Source organism: Victivallis vadensis, from assembly GCF_003096415.1.
GTDB lineage: Bacteria > Verrucomicrobiota > Lentisphaeria > Victivallales > Victivallaceae > Victivallis > Victivallis vadensis.
Window position 1 is genome coordinate 132,761 of the sequence record NZ_QEKH01000005.1, and the last position, 14,575, is coordinate 147,335.

The window sequence follows — 14,575 nt, forward strand, 5'->3', positions numbered from 1 at the left end:
TTATTTACCGATCCGGGCCAGGAGTTCCTGACCCAGCTTCACTCCGCAATCGAAGGCTTTCTGCAAATCCGCTTCAGTCGGCATGTACTTCACCTGAAAGAAAGGCTCGACCGGCTGCTCGATTCCCATCGCGGTCAATTCGGCGGCAATCTGTTTGGCTCCCTCGCCGCTCCAGCCGAACGAACCGAACGCAAGACCGATCTTGTTCTGCGGCCGCAGCCCCTTCACATAGGTCAGCACATCCGCCATCGCCGGGAACATCTGATTGTTCATCGTCGGCGCGCCGAAGGCAACCGCGCCGGCCTTCGCCACGTCGGTCATGATCGCGCTGCGGTCGTTGACCGCGAGATCCGCCACCTTGACTTCCACGCCGGTCGAACGGATGCCGTCGGCGATCGTGTTGGCCAGCTTCTCCGTCGAGTGCCACATGGTCGAATAAGCGACCAGCGCATACGGGCGCGGCGCCTGCGTCGCGCAGTCGAAATAGAGGTCGAGAATCCACTTGATGTCTTCCGGGCGGCGCCACAGCGGACCGTGGTCCGGCGCCACCGTCCGGATATCGAGATTCAACGTCGGCAGCGCCTTCAGCAGATCCAGTACCTTTGCGGCCTGAAGGTTCAGGATATTCGCGAAATACTTCCGCGCCTCATGCTCCAGCACGGATCGGTCGTATTCGTCGGCCCACAGTCTGCTGCCCGCCAGATGCATGCCGAACGCATCCTGCGAAAAGAGCATCTTCGCGCTGTCCAGATACGTGACCATGCTGTCCGGCCAATGCAGCATCTTGGTTTCGACGAAGGAGACCGCCGATTTGCCGAGGCTGATCGACTCCCCGGTTTTGACCACGGTGACGCCGAGATCGCCGTAATAGGCCTTCAGCGCCTTTTCGCCCATCGGGGAAGCGAAAACCTTTTCCGGCTTCACGGCCTCGATGGTCATGGCCAGCGCCCCGGAGTGATCCGGCTCGGAGTGGTTTGACACGATATAGTCGATTTTGGACGGGTCGATCACAGAACTGATCCGCGCCAGCATCTCATGCAGAAACGGCGCTTTGACCGTGTCGATCAAAGTCACCTTCTCATCGATCACCAGAAAAGCGTTATAGGTGCTGCCGCGCCCGGTTTTATAACCGTGAAAATTGCGTACGTTCCAATCGACGGCGCCGACCCAGTAGACGTTATCGGCGACCTTTTCCGCTTTAAAGAAATCCTGCATTCACTCACCTCGTAGCTAAACTCTGTGCTTCCAGAACATCGGCCGGAAACCGGCCGACGGATTCTTGTTTTTTAATGAAATATAACGCCGGAACCGGTCTCTTCAAACCCAGTCCGGCGTATTTTTTCAAAAATAATGCCCGGAAAAAGCTCAGTTCTTCCAGAGGCCGTGCTTATTGCAATAGGCGCGCACGACCAGACCGGGCTGCATCGGCACGTAGAACGCCGCCTGCGGCGGTTCCCCCGGCTTCAGCTGATAACGGTTCACGTAGGCGCCGTTGATCACTTCGATCCACTCGATATAATGATCCGGCTCCATCGGATGCGGCACCGAACCGACTTTGACCAGAATTCCCGAGCCCTGCACTTCGACCACCGGCACGTGCTTTTCCCTGGCGGCGTCGACCGTATTCTCAGTCTGCAGCGTCATGGTCTGCCCGCAGCAGGACGGCGGACAGCTGCCCGCTTTGAACACCTCCACGATCATGCCGCAGAGATCGCACTTGTAAACTTCCATCGCTTTCGTACTCATAGTTTCTCCTCCTCAGTTTGTCACCATGGTTTCTTCTTTGCAGCCGCCGCAGCAGCCGCTCAATTCCAGATTAAAGGAATCGCAGCCGAGTTCCGGCAGCAATTTCCTGATCATCGCACTCAATCCCCTGAGCTTTTCACTCTCAATATCCACAACCGCGCCGCAAACCCGGCAGCGCATATGGAAATGCTCCGAAATATCGCCGTCAAAACGCTTCTGCTTGCCGGCGGTCTCCAGCTTCCGGATCAGACCGGCCTGGGACATCTGCTCAAGATTGCGGTATACCGTGCCGAGACTGATCTGCGGCATATTCACACGCAATCCGGCGTACAATTCGTCTGCGGTGGGATGGGTCTTCACAGCCCGCAGCTGTTTCAAAATAGCATCCCGCTGTGCGGTACGGTTCATACTCCACTCTCCGATTTCGCCATTATTAATTGATAATCATTATTATTACTCATTAATATAGCCGCGAAACCATACCTTTCAAGGGACGGTTCCACGAATCTTAACGAAAACAGCAGAGGCTGCCTGCACGGCAATCGCAATCCTCAAAATTCCTCATTCATAGTAATAACTATAAATCAAATCGCGGAGTTGTCAAGTCCCGGAAAAGCAAAAGCCAAAAAACCTTTGATAAATTTCCGTTCGCGCATACCTCATATCCCGCTTTTTGTCAAGAGGCATTTCGCATTTTTTTTGTTAAAAAGATGGTTTTTTCCATTTGAAATATTGCAGTATCCAGACTAAATTGTGTAGTGTTGCGCCCCGGGCAAAGAGAGGCGTGGTTGTTAATAAGTTGTTGATAACTTCGGGCGATCCCGGCCGGATTTTTCGTAAGTGCCGCATTGTATGCGTAATTGCAGAAGATAGCGCAAAAACCCGACCGGAATTGAAGGAATTTGTTCGGAAAAAATCCGGATTTTGAGCTGAAATCAGCGTAAAGTAGGCTTGCATCAGGCAGATAGCACCGACAGGAGTCCCGGGGGCCGTCCAAGCCCTTTCCGGCCCGGAAAAAAGTCGTAAGTAAAAGAGCACCGGCTTGTTGTTAATAACTTAGGCGGCCCGAAATACGGCGACGGAGAGAACCGCCGCCGCATGTGGGGATTTTTTTGTCGAAAACAGAATCGTTGAGTTTCTTTTAAAAGCCGCCGGCAGGGAGGGCGGAGGCTTCTAAAACAAACTCGGCACAAAATCAGGATTGCAGTTAGGATGGATGCGAAAAACATGAGCGCGGCCGACGTCTGGGCGATCGCCGCGGGCCGTTTGAAAACACAGAACGAACACCTGTACCGCCAGTGGTTCCAGAAACTGACGCCGCTCTCATTGGAAGGGCGGATGCTCAAGCTCGGCGTTTCCGACGATTTTTTCGGCAGCATCATCACCGACCAGTACGACGACCTGATCATCCAGGCGCTCGAAGAGATCGACGGCAGCGACTTCGACTACGCGCTCGAACCCGGCCACGAACCGGTCATCGAGCCGGAACCGCGGCCGGTTGCGGCCGCCGCTCCGGTTCGGCCCTCCGAACCGGCCGCGGAGCCGGTCCAGCCGCGCCGCCCGCGCAGCTGCATGGACGAGCACACCTTTGAAAATTTCGTGGTCGGCGGCGAAAACCGCCACGCTTTCGCCGCCGCCAAAACCGCCGCCGAAGAGCCGGGCCTCTACAATCCGCTCTATCTGTACGGCGCCAGCGGCGTCGGCAAGACCCATCTGCTGCAGGCGGTCACGGTCGAAGTACGCCGCCGCAACCCGAAGGCGGTGGTCCGGTACGCGACCTGCGACGAACTGCTGAACGACTTCTACAACCTGCTCCAGCAGCACCGCAGCCTCAGCGAGTTCCGCAGCTCGGTCCGCGATGTGGACGTGCTGCTGGTCGACGACGTGCACAGCCTGGCCAAGAAAACCCAGATGCAGGAGGAGTTTTTCAATCTCTTCAACACACTCTACAGCCAGCGCAAGCAGATCATCCTGACCTCCGACCGCCAGCCGTGCGAAATCTCCGACCTCGACAAGCGGCTGGAATCCCGGTTCGAATCGGGCATGACCGCCGAAGTCGGCGTGCCGGAATTCGAGGCGCGCCTCGCGATCCTGCGCATGTGGCGCAACGACGTGCTGAACAAGGCGCCGCTCGGAGATGAGTTCCTCGAATTTCTCGCGGCGAACATCTCCTCGAACGTCCGCCGGCTGCACGGGGCGTTCATCCGCCTTGCGAGCTATGCGTCGCTCAGCGGCAACGACAAGCTGACCATCGAGCAGGCCGAAGAGCTGCTGCACAGCCAGCTCGCACAGGAGAGCGCGTCGCGGGATATCTCGCTGGATTCGATTCAGCGGGCGGTCGCGGGCCATTTCGGCGTGACGCTCACCGACATCCTCGGCGAAAAGCGCACCCGCGGCATCGCGGAGCCGCGCATGATCGCGATGTACCTCTGCCGGGAACTGACCGGCAACTCCTCCAACGAAATCGGAGCGGCGTTCGGCCGCAACCATGCCACGGTGCTTCATGCGGAAAAAAAAGTGCCGGAACTCTGCCGGGACAACGAGACGATCCGCCGCTCCGTCACCCAGTTGAAACGCCAGCTGCAGCGCAATTAATCCTCCGGTCTCCCGCGCTGTAACTTGACAATTGGAGACGATCCGGTTATATTGATAGATATTACTGGGGAGTAATGATTGTGATACGGCAAATGAGGAGGCTGTAACGATGAGGTTCATCCAACCACAACTGTTTTATCTGGTGCTGCCGGTCCTGCTGGCGGTAATCGTATTGGCGGTCTACGCATCGCATTGCAGAAAACAGAAAGTCCGGGCTCTGCTCGGCAACGGCGATACCGACCCGGCGGCGGTTAAACTGTCCCCGCCGCGACGGCGGTTCCGGATCTTCCTGCTGCTGCTGACCATGCTTTTCCTGATCGCGGCGGCGGCGCGTCCTTTCTGGAGCTCGCAACTGGTGCCGTTCGAACCGCGCGGCCGCGACCTGATGGTGATTTTCGACGTGTCGAAAAGCATGCTGGCGACCGACATCGCGCCGTCCCGGCTCGAACATGCGAAATTCCTGCTCCGCCAGCTGGTGGAATCCGCGCCCAACGACCGTTTCGGACTGGTCGCTTTCGCGGGCAAGGCGTATCTTGCCTGTCCGCTGACTTCGGATTCGCTGGCTTTCACGCAGTATATCGACGAACTCAACACCGACACCGTTCCATTGGGCGGCACCAATCTCGAAGCCGCGCTGCGGGTCGCGGAACAGGCGTTCAAGGCGGCGGCCGGCGGAAACCGGGGCATTTTGCTGTTCACCGACGGGGATGAGCTCGCCGGCAACAGCGCGGCGCTGGTGGACGAGCTGCGCAAGCGGCAGATTCCGCTTTTCATCGTCGGGCTCGGCGATCCGGAAGTGGGGGCGCCCGTTCCGGAAGCGGACGGGACGCTCAAGCGCGACGCTTCCGGTCAGCTGATCACCTCGAAACTGGCCGAAACCAGCCTGAAGAAGCTGGCCGGGGAGACCGGCGGCATCTATGTGCGCAGCACCGTCACCGACACCGGGCTGGCCGTGATTGAAAATCGGATCAAACGCCTCGACACCGCGGAACAGCAGGGCGCGCAGCGTACGCTGCCGATCGAAAAGTTTCCGCTGGCGCTGATCGCGGCGGCAATCTGTCTGGTGCTCTACTTTCTGCTTTCGGAGCGCCCGCTTGAATACCGCTTTTCACGGCCGAAATCGGCGGCGCTGCTGTTGCTTCCGGCGATGCTTTTCCTGCTCGCCGGAGCCGCCGCGCCGGAAAAGCCGGAGACGGCTCCGGCCCAGCAGCCGAAAGAGATTCCGGTCGAACCAGAACCCCCGTCCGATCCGGCCGAGCTTTATAATCTCGCCCGCGAACGGCAGATCGCCGGTGATGAGAAGGCGGCCAATCTGTATGAGACCGTGATCCGCGACGCGGCGGACCGGCCGGACCTTCAGACCCGTTCGCTCTACAACCTCGGCACCGGCGAACATCGCAACGCCCGGACCATCGCACAACAGGCCGTCGCCAAAGTGAAGGCCCAGCAGCTTGATCCGGCGCTGGAAGAGCTGAAAAAAGCGGAAGGCCGCCTCAAGAGCGCCGAAGAGCTTTACGTCCGCAGTCTGGAGATTCCGCAGTTGCAGAACGCGGTGCCGGAAGCTTCCAACAACCTCCAGCAGCTCGCAGACGACCGCAAAAAGATCGAAGAGCTGAAGAAAAAGATCGAAGAACTGAAAAAACTGCAGCAGCAGGCCCAACAGCAGACGCAGCAGGCCCAGCAGCAGAATCAAAAAGACCAGCAAAAGCAGGATCAGAAAGATCAGCAAAAGCAGGATCAGCAGCAGGGTCAGCAGGGTCAGGATCAGAAAGATCAGCAAAAGCAGGATCAGCAGCAGGGTCAGCAAGGTCAGGATCAGAAAGATCAGCAAAAGCAGGATCAGCAGCAGGGTCAGGATCAGAAAGATCAGCAAAAGCAGGATCAGCAGCAGGGTCAGCAAGGTCAGGATCAGAAGGACCAGCAAAAACAGGATCAGCAGCAAGGTCAGGATCAAAAAGACCAGCAAAAGCAGGATCAGCAGCAGAAATCCGGAGAAAATGCTTTGGATCAGGCGCGCAAAAGCGCCGAAGAGCTGAAAAACAAGGCCGATGAGTTGCAGCAGCAGAACCTGAGCAAACAGGCCGAACAGGCCAGACAGGAGCTGGACAAGGCTAAGGAATCGCGCGAACAGCAGAAGTTCGACGAGGCGCAGAAACACCTTGAAGAGGCGATGAAAGCGCTCGGCGGTTCTCAAGGTCAGGACCAAAAGGATCAGCAGGGCAAGGATCAAAAAGATCAGCAGCAAGGCAAGGATCAAAAAGATCAGCAGCAGCAAGGCAAGGAAGGCCAACAGGATCAGAAAGAACAACAGGGCGAGGAAGCCAAACCGGAAGACGGCAAGATGGATGAGAAAACCGCCGAACAGCTGCTTCAGATGATGGCGGATGAAGAAAAAGGTCTGCGCGACGCGATCAAACAGCATCAGCGCAGCCGTCAACCCCGCGTGGAGAAGGACTGGTAATCATGAATCGGTTCAAACTGTTTTTGATATCGGTGGCGGCAGGCGCCGCACTGCTGGCGAATGCCGCCGGTCTTGAGGTGAATGTTTCGGTAACGCCGAAGAGCGTGGCGGCGGGCGAACTGGTTCACTACACGCTGACCACCAACCTGCCCGGGCTCCGCAATCTGGCGTTTCCACGCCTCGAAAACGGCCGCTGGCTCACCAACTCCATCAGCCAGAGCACCCGGATCGTGAACGGAGTCGGCAGCTACAGCTATACGATCCCGATTCAGCCCCAGCGGGAAGGCACGCTGACGATCCCGGCCTTCGAGGTGCAGATCGGCAATCAGACCGCGCAGACCCAACCGGTCGAAATTAAGGTGCTTTCCCCGGGCGAACAGCCTGCCCTGCCCGAAAGTTCCGGCGAAAGCCTGTCGATGAAGGAGGCGCTGTTCGGCCGCATCCTGCTGCCGGAGAAGCGCGACTTCTATTATGTGGGGGAAGAAATTCCGCTGACCCTCGAACTCTTCGCGATTCCGCAACTGCGGATGGAGTTGATGGAGTATCCGGAACTTTCCGGGCTTGGCAATGCAGTATTTCACGACTACTCCGACGAAAACCAGCAGAACCGGAAATTCGCCCGCATCCGTACCACCCGGACGACGCTGCAGGACCGTCCCTATCACGAGGCGATTTTCTCCACCGCGTTCCGCGCCACCGCCCCCGGCAAACTGAAGCCGGAAGCGACCGTCACCGTCGGCATCCAGCCGCCTTCGGAGCAGCGGCAACGCCGCCGTCCCCAGTCGATTTTCGATGACGACTTCTTCGATTTCTTCGGCGGCGGTCCCCGCAAAACCCCGTATAAAGTGGTCTTCGCCTCCCCCGGAGAAATCGCGGTCCGGGCGTTGCCGCCCGCTCCGGCCGGCGTCCTGAACCTCGGCTTGCTCGGGCGCTGGGAGCTGGAGTGCCGGTTCGACCAGGCTTCGGGCATGGTCGGCGAACCGCTTACCCTCAACCTTACCCTCAGCGGCGACGGTTCGCCGGAAACGCTCGCGGTGCCGAAGCTGACGCTGCCGGGCTTCCGGGTCTATCCCGGCGAGGTCAAAAAGCAGTCGGCGGGGATCACAAACCACATCACAATCCGGTATGCGCTGATCCCGCTGGAGCCGGGTGTCCGCAAACAGCAGCTGAAGTTCGCGACCTTCGATCCGGCGACCGGCGAATATGCGGTACGCGAGTTCAATCTGGAAATTCCGGTCGCCAAGAGCGACCGCCCGGCCACCGCCGCCGTCAGCAGCGGAGCCGCGCTGCCGCCGGAACCGGACGCCGTCGCGGAGCCGGAGGTTCCCGCCCCCGCCCCGGTCCGCGAGGAGATTTTCTATCAGAAGCCGGGACCGGGAGTTGCCGTACAGCTTCCGCTGATCCGCAATCAGCTGTGGTTCATCCTGTTGTGCGTGATCGGCGGCCCGGTGACCGGGCTTTTGCTGGAGCTGCGCCACCGCCGCCGGATGCGCGCCGCCAACGATCCGGAATACCTGCGCCGCCGCGAGCTTCGCGACCGGCTGCCGCAGCTGCTCCGCCGGCTCCGCTCCGTGAACGGCTCCGAGCTGGAGCGCGTGTTGCGCGAGGAGGCGGTTCCGTTTCTGGCGGAAGCCCTGAAACTGCCCCACGGCGCCACCGCCGGAGAGGTAGCGGAGCATCTCGACGATCCGGAGCTCAGGCAGCTTTTCCGGAACACCGAATTCGCCAGCTTCCGCCCCGATGCGGCGGCGGCCTCCTTCCCGCCCGGAACCGTCGAAAAGCTCTGCAAGCTCCTGAAGCGGGTCGGCGTGTTCGCGCTGCTCGGAGCCTTTTTCCTGCTTCAAGGCGCGGAAGCGGACTTCAACGCCGCGTTCGACAAGGGTGAGTTCAAGCAGGCAGTCGAGGACTACCGCAAACAGTTGAATCCGCAGGCCCCCTCCCCGGCACTGCTCTACAACATCGGTTCAAGCTACTACCGGATGAACGACCTGCCGCGGGCGCTCTACTGTTTCGAGCAGGCCCACCTGCTTGCGCCGCGCGATTCGGAGACGCTCGAAAACCTCAATCTGGTCAACCGCAAGCTGGCGCTTCCCGAAATCGGCCGGACCAATTCGCCCGGCGCGCTGCTGCTGTGGTGCCGCGACCGGCTGCGCCCGGATCAGTACTGGGCGATTGCCGCGGCGGTTTTCGCGCTGATGTGCATCGGCCTCGGACTTCGCCACTCGTTCCGGCCCTCCACCGTGCTCACTTATGAAGCCGGCGCGGCGCTTGTGCTCGTACTGGCAATCACGGCGGCGGTTTCGCAGGCGAACGGCCCGTACAATCCCGACCGGGGCATCGTGAACGGCAATTCGCTGGAGTTGCGCACCCTGCCCGCCGCCGCTTCCGGGCGGATCGAGGCGACGGTGCCGGGCGGCAGCGCCGCGACCGTGGTCGAACGGCGGGGCGACTGGCTCCGGGTCAAAGTCAACGGCAGGGACGGCTGGGCGCCGGCCGGCCGCATCAATATCATATTCCCCGGCGGCGTATTCTAACTGCCGGAGACAACCAAGGGGAAAATTATGTCGAATTCCATCGGTACCGCGCTGACTCCTTCCGCCTGCAAAGTCCTGTTCTGCGGGGCGGGCGAGCTTGGAAAAGAGGTGGTGATCGCAATGCAGCGCTTCGGCGTCGAGGTGATCGCGGTGGACCGTTATCCGAATGCGCCCGGCATGCAGGTCGCGCATCGCTCCCATGTGATCAACATGCTAGACGGCAGTGAGTTGCGTCGTGTGATCGAACAGGAAAGGCCCGACTGGATCGTGCCGGAGGTCGAAGCGATCGCCACCGATACCCTCGTCGAACTCGAACAGGAGGGCTACCGGGTGGTTCCGACCGCCCGCGCCGCCCGCCTCACGATGAACCGCGAAGGCATCCGCCGCCTCGCCGCCGAGGAACTCGGCGTGCCGACCAGCCCCTACCGGTTCGCGGCGACCCGCGCGGAGTTCGACGAAGCCGTCGGAGCCGTCGGCATCCCCTGCGTGGTCAAGCCGATCATGAGCTCCTCCGGCCACGGCCAGAGCGTGATCAGGTCGGAGGCGGATATCGACCGGGCCTGGAAGATCGCCCAGGAGGGCGGCCGGGCCGGAGCCGGCAAGGTGATCGTCGAGGGCTTTGTGAACTTCGATTACGAGATCACCCTGCTGACCGTCCGCCACGTCGGCGGCACCACCTGCCTTGAACCGATCGGCCATCATCAGATCGACGGCGACTATCAGGAGTCCTGGCAGCCGCAGCCGATGAGCAAAGCCGCCATCGCCGAAGCGCAGCGGATTGCGAAGCTGGTCACCGGCGCCCTCGGCGGCTACGGCATTTTCGGAGTGGAACTGTTCGTGTGCGGCGACCGGGTGATCTTCAGCGAAGTGAGTCCGCGCCCGCACGACACCGGCATGGTCACGATGATCTCGCAGGATTTGTCGGAATTTGACCTGCACGCCCGGGCGATCCTCGGGCTGCCGATTCCGAATGTGGCGTTCCACGGCCCCTCCGCTTCCAAGGCGATCGTCGCCGACGGCAACTCCGCGCAGGTCAGTTTCGACGGCGTCGCCGAGGCGCTCGAAGAACCGGATACCCAGATCCGCCTTTTCGGCAAACCGGAACTCAAGGGGCACCGCCGTCTCGGCGTCTGCCTCGCCCGGGCCGAATCGGTCGAAGCGGCCGTCGAAAAGGTGATGCGCATGCGGAAAAAGGTGACGGTCAAACTGTGATCCTCTGCGCGGCGGATTTTCCATTCAGCTGGTCACTCCGGCGGCGGCACTATTGGAACAGCTGCCGCCGGCGCTATTTCTATTACTACTATGCGGCCCGGGGCGGGCACGACACCGATGTCGCCGATCCGGTCCGCCGCGAACTGCACGAGCTCAAAATGCGGTTCACGGTGCCGCGCTATGTGAATGCGCTGCTCGACTCCGCGATGCGCAGTCTGTTCTACCGCCGGTTCGAAGCGGAGGACGAGGAGGTTCCCGCGGAATCGCTCGCCGACTTCGCGATCCGGCAGATGCGGCGGGAGTTCGCGGCGATGCTCAAGGGGGAGTTCCGCCGCGACCACCGCAAACCGATGCTGGATGAACTTTTCACGCCCGGAGTCTCCGCCGGGGAGGTCGCTTCCGAGCTGGCCGACCGCATCTCATCCGGCGCCCGCCGTCTCGAATCCGGCATCTGGCGGGAGTGGAACAGCATTCCGTTCGTGCAGCGCCGCCGGATCGACGCGCCGCTGGAAGTCAAACTCAACGAGCTCAGTTGCTACTGCATGCCCCTTTTCGCACTGAAAACCGGCCGGGAGCTCTGGATCGTCGAAAATTTCAACCGCGCCTCCGGGGAGGACGAGCTTGTAACGCTGCATAAATTCCATGCCCTGAACCAGCACCGCTGCCCGCCGGGCGCGGTGCGCAGCTTCTCCATCGACCGGAATACCGGCGAACTGGCCGAACTGGGCAAAAACCTGAATCTCAGCGCCGCAATCCGGTCCATCCGCTCCGATGCGGACGAAATGCAAGGAGCGGTCCGCCCGGACGGCACCTTGCACGAACGGGACTTTCCGCCCGCCTGCGGCCGCTGCGGTTCCTGCCGGTTCCGGACGTTCTGCCGCCGCGATCAAGAAACACCGGATATTGCGGCATCGGCAAACTTTATTTGATATTTCCCTCTCCCCCGACGGTTCCGGGGTGGGCAAACCATTGAAAAAATGTTTTGCCGCGTATATATTATGTGCAATACAATTATTTGCCCGCTGCGCGGTTCCGCCCCGGTATCCGCGCGCGGCTCAGCTTTTGGAGATATAGAATGGATTCGGCCGTCTTTGAAGAATTGCTCGTTTCAGCCCTCGAAAAACCCTCGAAAAAAACTCTCGACGCCCTGCTCGCCCAGCTCGCCACCGCCGGGAATCCGATTCCGGCCCCGGTGATCGCACAGCTCGATGAACTCTGGGAAGCGTGGGGCAACGATGAACTCGACGACGCGCAGGGCGCGTTCTGCGTCGGGCTGGCCGCGCTGCCGATGGCCGACTCCCCCGTCTTCCGCAAGATGCTGATCGCCGGAGTCAAGGCGACGCTGCCGCCCTACCTGACCCGCACCCCGGTGATGAAGGCGCTCGGCGTCCGCGACGAAAACATGTCCCTCGCCGAAATCAGCGCCCGGCTGCAGCGGCTGGTCGCGCTGAAAAACGGCGTGATCATCTTCCTGCCCGGCGCAAGCCGCTGGGGAACCGCCGGCACGGTGGACAACATCAACGCCTCACTGACCGTCAACACCTTCGGCGGCATCGGCGGCTCCGCGGCAATTCCGCTCGACGTGGTGCTCAAGGATGCGGTAATCCTCGGAACCGGCCCGGAACTGCTCCGGCTGGTCGACGCCAACCGCCTGATCAGCGCCCCGGAATTCCGCACCATCGTGCAGCGCAAAGCGCTGACTCCGGTGTCTGAAGCGCAGATGCAGGCGATGGCGCAGGCCGGCTGCGCCCGGAAATTCGATCCGGCCGGATTCGACCGCTATTGGAAATCCGCAACCGGCAGCCTTTCCAACGGCTCTTCCCGCCGCTCCTGCGACGGCCGCAGCTTAAAGGAGATGGATCTGCTGCTGACCGGCGAAGAAGCCGGCGCGGCCAGGTTCTCCGATGAAGAGGCCGCCCATTTCCGCCGCTTCTTTGAAAACCTGAAAGCGGACACCGCCGCCCGCGAGGTCAAGCTCCTCGCGTCGATCGTCGCGCGGATCACCCCGCGCGCCACGCCTGAACAGCTCAAAGAGATGATGATTCCGCTGCTCAACAAGGCGCTTTTCTGGCCCGCCGCTCCCGGCAAGGTCGCGCTCGACCGCCTGAGCGTCTGGGGTGAGCTCGCCGCCAAAAATCTCGAAAATCTCGCCGCCGCCACCGCGGTCGTCTTTCCGGAAGAGTATCAGGCGGAGTGCGCGATGCGGATTCCGCTGAAGGCCCTGAACGCGGTCTGCGCTTCGATCAGCGAGGAGATGCTGTACGACTTCTACTGCGAACACAAGACCTGCAGCGCCGACTTCCTGCTCTGGATCTGGAAGAACCGCAAAAAACGCCCCAGCGAGGAGCTGCTGGAGCTGGTGAACGTCGAAAACGTTTCGCGCGCTCTCTCCTTTGACGATCTGCCCAAGGCGTGGGGCGCGGCCCTGCGCGAGCTGCGCGGGCTGCTGCTCGACAACGTCGACTTCCAGAAGCAGTTGATCAAAGCGGCCGACGGGGATGCGATGATGTTCGCGGCGGTGCTGCAGGGCGCGCTGTTCCTGAGCCCCGGCGAACGCCAGAGCCTGATGGTCAAGCTGGCCCGCATTTCGCCGGAGTTGCGCGACTACCTCGAAAACGGCGCGGGCCAGCGCATCCTCAAGGCCGGCATCGGCGTTACCGACACCGGCGCTCCGGTCGAACAGGAGCCGAACTACACCAGCGTCAAGTCGCACAAGCGCCTGATGGCGGAACTGGACGATATCATCAACGTACAGGTACCCGAAAACCGCGAAGCGTTGAAAGTGGCGCGGGCCCACGGCGACTTCCGGGAAAACTCGGAATTCGACGCCGCCAAGGAGCGCCGCAACTTCCTGAGCCGCCGCCGCGGCGAGCTTGAGCGCGAACTGACCCGCATCCAGCCGATTTCGCTGAAATCGGTCCGGGTCGAGGACAGTGCGGTGATCGGTTCCGAAATCGAACTGCAGGACGAAAACGGCGAAAAGGAGGTCTACCAGTTGCTCGGCGCGTGGGACGGCGATCCGGAACGCCGGTTCCTCTCTTACCGCACCCGTCTCGGCAAAGCGGTCCTGAACCGGAAGGTCGGTTCGGAGTTCAGCGACGGCAGCCGCCAATACAAACTGATCGCAGTCCGGCCGCTCTCCCCGGAAATCGTCGCGGAGCTGGACGCTTGAGTTCGGAACTTCACCAGCTCTATTTCCCCCTGACCATTCCCCATCCGGAACGGCTGGAACGCTGGCGTCTGCTGCAGGGCTATTCCGGCGTGGAGGTAAAACGGCATAAGCCGGTCAGCGCCGTGACCTACCGCATCCGTGCGCCGCATCCCGCGGCCGTTGGAAAGCGGCTGGCGTTTGCGGCGGACCTCCACTACCGCGACCGGGCGCCCGACCGGGAGCGCCTCGCCGGAATCCTGCGGATCCTCGCGGAATACCGGCCCGGTTACCTGCTGCTCGGCGGCGATCTTTCCGCCGACGCGGTCGATATGGGCTGCCTCCCGGGCATGCTGAAAAAGCTCTCCTCCGCCGCCCCGGTCACCCTTGCCGTTCCCGGCAATTGGGAACGGGGGAAAAGCTGGATCCCGATGAGCCTCTGGGCTTCCATCTGCCGTCAGGGCGGCGTCGAATTCCTGTGCAACCAGTCCTGGAACGACGATGTGTTCTATTTTTACGGCTGCGACGACCTGGCGCTCGGAGCGCCGCAGCTGCCGCGCCGCTGGAGCGGCGACAAAACCAATGTTCTTCTGGTCCACCGTCCTGACACCGTCATCGCGATGGACGTCGCCGATTCGCTGCGCGGCGTGACGCTGGCGGTCTGCGGCCATACCCACGGCGGCCAGATACGGCTGCCGTTCATCGGACCGATCTACGCGTCAAGCCGGTACGGCTGCGCCCTCTCCTACGGCCAGTTCGAACGCGAGGAGTTCGGGACGCGCATGATCGTCAGCTCCGGCATCAGCAACCAGTCGCTGCGCTGGCGCTTCAACTGCCGCCGCGAAGTGGTCCTGATCGAATTCACCGCCTGATTCCGCC

General features: G+C 61.2%; 10 protein-coding genes. 7 read left to right on the top strand and 3 right to left on the bottom strand.

Annotated elements, in window-relative coordinates; genetic code table 11:
- From C8D82_RS04550 to C8D82_RS04560, 3 genes are all read right to left on the bottom strand, one after another.
- Nucleotides 1-1,215, bottom strand: coding sequence for an FprA family A-type flavoprotein (locus C8D82_RS04550; protein ID WP_116883087.1), 1,215 nt, complete (start codon nucleotides 1,213-1,215; stop codon nucleotides 1-3).
- A gap of 150 nt (nucleotides 1,216-1,365) precedes the next feature.
- Nucleotides 1,366-1,746, bottom strand: a complete 381-nt coding sequence (locus C8D82_RS04555; protein ID WP_116883088.1) for a desulfoferrodoxin — start codon at nucleotides 1,744-1,746, stop codon at nucleotides 1,366-1,368.
- Between the two features lie 12 nt (nucleotides 1,747-1,758).
- Nucleotides 1,759-2,154 carry a Fur family transcriptional regulator gene (locus C8D82_RS04560; RefSeq protein WP_116883089.1) on the bottom strand — a complete coding sequence of 132 codons (396 nt, stop codon included), beginning with the start codon at nucleotides 2,152-2,154 and terminating at the stop codon, nucleotides 1,759-1,761.
- An 804-nt stretch (nucleotides 2,155-2,958) separates the two neighbouring features.
- On the opposite strand from C8D82_RS04560, the gene dnaA reads away from it, so the two are divergent.
- The 7 genes from dnaA to C8D82_RS04595 all read left to right on the top strand — a co-directional run bounded on the left by dnaA (nucleotide 2,959) and on the right by C8D82_RS04595 (nucleotide 14,568).
- Entirely contained in the window at nucleotides 2,959-4,341 is a 1,383-nt protein-coding gene (gene dnaA, locus C8D82_RS04565; protein WP_116883090.1) for a chromosomal replication initiator protein DnaA, read from the top strand.
- 109 nt (nucleotides 4,342-4,450) lie between these two features.
- Nucleotides 4,451-6,802, top strand: a complete 2,352-nt coding sequence (locus tag C8D82_RS04570; protein WP_116883091.1) for a vWA domain-containing protein — start codon at nucleotides 4,451-4,453, stop codon at nucleotides 6,800-6,802.
- Between the two features lie 2 nt (nucleotides 6,803-6,804).
- Nucleotides 6,805-9,336, top strand: a complete 2,532-nt coding sequence (locus C8D82_RS04575; protein WP_116883092.1) for a BatD family protein — start codon at nucleotides 6,805-6,807, stop codon at nucleotides 9,334-9,336.
- Between the two features lie 27 nt (nucleotides 9,337-9,363).
- On the top strand, nucleotides 9,364-10,548 hold the full coding sequence (purT, locus tag C8D82_RS04580) for a formate-dependent phosphoribosylglycinamide formyltransferase (protein WP_116883093.1): 1,185 nt from the start codon (nucleotides 9,364-9,366) through the stop codon (nucleotides 10,546-10,548).
- The gene (locus C8D82_RS04585; RefSeq protein WP_116883094.1) at nucleotides 10,545-11,477 is read left to right on the top strand and encodes a hypothetical protein; all 933 of its coding nucleotides are present in this window, start codon (nucleotides 10,545-10,547) and stop codon (nucleotides 11,475-11,477) included. The genes purT and C8D82_RS04585 overlap by 4 nt, the downstream gene beginning before the upstream one ends.
- Nucleotides 11,478-11,623: 146 nt before the next feature.
- Nucleotides 11,624-13,720, top strand: coding sequence for a GreA/GreB family elongation factor (locus C8D82_RS04590; RefSeq protein WP_116883095.1), 2,097 nt, complete (start codon nucleotides 11,624-11,626; stop codon nucleotides 13,718-13,720).
- Nucleotides 13,717-14,568, top strand: a complete 852-nt coding sequence (locus tag C8D82_RS04595; protein ID WP_116883096.1) for a metallophosphoesterase — start codon at nucleotides 13,717-13,719, stop codon at nucleotides 14,566-14,568. The genes C8D82_RS04590 and C8D82_RS04595 overlap by 4 nt, the downstream gene beginning before the upstream one ends.
- The last annotated feature ends 7 nt before the right edge of the window (nucleotides 14,569-14,575 follow it).